Raw genomic sequence first — 3,009 nt, forward strand, 5'->3', positions numbered from 1 at the left:
GGCACCACCGACGGGTCGTTCCTCGCTCACCCATCAAATGCTACTGCACTCAAGCAGATATGCAGATCGGGCGGGTGACTCGTGCCCAGGTTGAGTCTCGCAGAGAGCGCCCTGGCGCTCCTGTTGGATGGGCGCGATGGTCACCCGGTGGTGAGCCGGCCCGATCAGGAATGTGCCGCGGCCGGCGGAGCCCTGCTGTCCCTCGTGCTGGATCGGCGCATCCGCTTCGTTTCCTGCGGGAGCAGCATTGACCAATCGCTGGTCGTGGTCGGCAACAAGATCACCGGTAACACGGTCACAGAAGCGGCCCTGGAGCTTCTTCGAGATCGACAGCTGACGGCCCGTCAGGCCGTAACAGCGCTCGCTCCCCGTACCGCGCGAGGAGCACTCGACCGCTTGGCGCAACACGGAGTGTTTCGACAGGAACGCTCGCGGGTCTTGGGCGTGCTGCCGCGCCGGACGTACCAATGCGATGAACCGACGGTTCCGGCCGAGCTTCGCTCCCGTGTGCTCGACGTGACCCGCAGCAGCGAACCACTCGACGAGGAGATGGTCGCGCTGGTCGCGCTGCTGGGGGCCTTGGACTGTCTGGAGGCCGTCGTCGACGCCTGGGACCGCGTCGACGAAGCTCGCGCCGCCGAGATTGCCTCTGGCTACTGGAGACCCCGCGGCCTCCACCGCGAAGTGACGGCCGTCACCGCCGCCGTGACCGCAGCCTCGGCCGCCGCGAGTGCTCTCGCCTTCGCGAGGACCCAAGGCTGGTGAGTCACCGCTCCAGCCGCCCCACGGGACGGCCCCCACCGCGGACTCGAACCGGATGGGAGAACATTTGCTGCCGGGGTTGACCGAGCGGGGCAGTCAAACTCGAACGTGCAGATAAGGGCCGATTCCGCCCGGTGGCGAACCCAGGATTTGAATGTGGGTAGCTTTGGCGACAGATTTGCAGTCGCTCTCAAGGGCCTATCCGCCCGTCTCTTCCATCCCGTCGCGCGGCTGCTGCGCGGCCGCGTTGTGGAAATCCCCCACTTCCGTGGAGGCATGAGCTATGAGGAGTAGCCATGTCAGAGACGAGAAGGAAGTTCGACGCCGAGTTCCGTGAGGGGGCGGTGCGGCTGGTCCGGGAGAACCCGGGAAAGTCCATCGCGGCGATCGCGCGGGACCTGGGCATCAACGAGGGCACGCTGGGGAACTGGGTCGCCCGGGACCGGGCCAGCGAGGGCGGGAACGGGCAGCTCACGGCGGATGACTTGGCCGAGCTCAAGCGGCTGCGCGCGGAGGTCGCCGAGCTGCGGATGGAACGTGATGTCCTCAAGCGCTCCGTGGTCCTGTGGGTGAAGGAGGCGACGAAGTGAGCGTGGCGGGCTTCATCGCCGACCAGAGGACCTTGCACCGGGTGCCCCACGCGGTCTGCTGCGCCATCCTCGGGGTGAGCGTGTCGTGGTTCTACAAGTGGCTGGCGCGGGTCGGGAACCCGGCCCCGACGGTGCGGGCCCAGCGCCGGGCCCTGCTCGATGCTGAGGTGCGGCGGTGCTTCGAGGCCTCGGGTGGCATTTACGGATCGCCGCGGATCCATCTGGATCTGATCGAGGCCGGCTGGCAGGTCAGCGTGAACACCGTCGCGGACTCGATGCGCCGCCAGCACCTGTTCGGGCGCAACCCCAAGCGCCACAAGAATCTGACGCGCCAGGACAAGGCCGCGCCGAAGTTCCCGGACCTGCTGAACCGTGACTTCAGCGCAGCGGCGCCGAACCGGAAGTGGTGCGGGGACATCCAATGCCGATGTCGGCATTGGATGTCCTATGCCGACCGTCGGACTATGCCGATGTTGCTCACGGTCGTGGAGGTCATCGGCAGTGCTGAGGTCTGGAAGGTCGGCATAGTCCCAGCGTCGTGACCACGCTTCAGGCACATCGAGTGTCTGGAGGTGAGGTTCGTGACGAAGAGGTCGCCGACGGCCCGGCCGTATCCGGTTCGGGTCCCGCGGATTCCGGTGGGCCCGCTGGCGCCAGTGGTGCTGGGCGAGTGCTCGCAATGGTTGACAGCGAAGGGCTACTCGTCGGGCTCCGCGGCCGCGGTGATGAACCTGGTGCAGCGGCTGAGCATGTGGATGCTGACGGTCGGCGCCGGGGTCGAGGACATCGACGAGGAACTCCTCGCGCGGTTCGTGACCGCACAGGGTTCCCAGGATCGGCCCTGCGCCTCGGTGAAACGATGCAGCGGAGTGCTGCGCAGGTTCCTGGCGTCAGCTGGATATTTGCGGGCGGGCACGGTCGACGATGTCCGAGTCACGCCGACCCAAGCCGCGGTGACGCAGTGGCGCACGTGGATGCGCGAGGAGCGCGGGCTGAGCGAGAAGTCCATCGCCGCCTACTGCTACTACGGTGCCGATGTCCTGGACGCGGTGACGGCGGCCGACGGGTCGCTGCAGTGGGACCAGTTGAACGCCGCGATCGTGAACGCCTACGTCGCCGAGCGCGGACGCCCCTACGGTGTTGTCGCTCGGGCTCACATCGTCGGCTCGGTCCGTTGTTTGTTGCGGTGGGCGTTGAGCACGGGCCGCCTGGACAGGGACGTGACCGCGGGGATCCTCAAGCCGCCCGGATCCAAGCGATCACTCCCGCGGGGAGTGGCCGCCGAACAGGTCGCGGCGTTGCTGGCCACCTGCGATCCGGCCACGACGATCGGGGCACGGGACCGTGCCCTGGTGATGGTCCTGGTCCGGCTTGGCCTGCGAGCCGGCGAAGCCTCCCGCCTGATGCTCGAGGACATCGACTGGGTCAACGGGCAGGTGCGCGTCACCGGCAAGGGCCGCGCGCATGTGTTGCCACTGCCCGCCGACGTGGGCGGAGCGTTGGAAGCCTGGCTGCGGGTTCGCCCGCCCGTTTTGGACCGGGCCGTGTTCGTGCGCACCAGGGCACCGCGCCAGAGGATGACGGTCTCGGGGATCTGAATCGCCCCGGGTTTGATGGAGACTCCGTTAGCTGGTTCCGGTTCCTGCGAGCTGGTTGA

General features: G+C 67.6%; 4 protein-coding genes. All 4 read left to right on the plus strand.

Going from position 1 to position 3,009, the window contains the following annotated elements:
• The first annotated feature begins 81 nt into the window (after positions 1–81).
• The 4 genes from ABD401_RS23830 to ABD401_RS23845 all read left to right on the plus strand — a co-directional run bounded on the left by ABD401_RS23830 (position 82) and on the right by ABD401_RS23845 (position 2,950).
• Complete coding sequence (locus ABD401_RS23830; protein WP_344609503.1) at positions 82–765, plus strand: GOLPH3/VPS74 family protein; 684 nt, start codon at positions 82–84, stop codon at positions 763–765.
• A gap of 293 nt (positions 766–1,058) precedes the next feature.
• Positions 1,059–1,352, plus strand: a complete 294-nt coding sequence (locus tag ABD401_RS23835) for a transposase (RefSeq protein ID WP_019874071.1) — start codon at positions 1,059–1,061, stop codon at positions 1,350–1,352.
• Complete coding sequence (locus ABD401_RS23840) at positions 1,349–1,894, plus strand: IS3 family transposase (RefSeq protein WP_344609506.1); 546 nt, start codon at positions 1,349–1,351, stop codon at positions 1,892–1,894. The genes ABD401_RS23835 and ABD401_RS23840 overlap by 4 nt, the downstream gene beginning before the upstream one ends.
• 39 nt (positions 1,895–1,933) lie before the next feature.
• A complete protein-coding gene (locus ABD401_RS23845; RefSeq protein WP_344609508.1) occupies positions 1,934–2,950 on the plus strand; it encodes a tyrosine-type recombinase/integrase in 1,017 nt (338 codons plus the stop codon).
• Positions 2,951–3,009 lie beyond the last annotated feature (59 nt).

Origin of the sequence: Sporichthya brevicatena (assembly GCF_039525035.1) — a bacterium.
GTDB lineage: Bacteria > Actinomycetota > Actinomycetes > Sporichthyales > Sporichthyaceae > Sporichthya > Sporichthya brevicatena.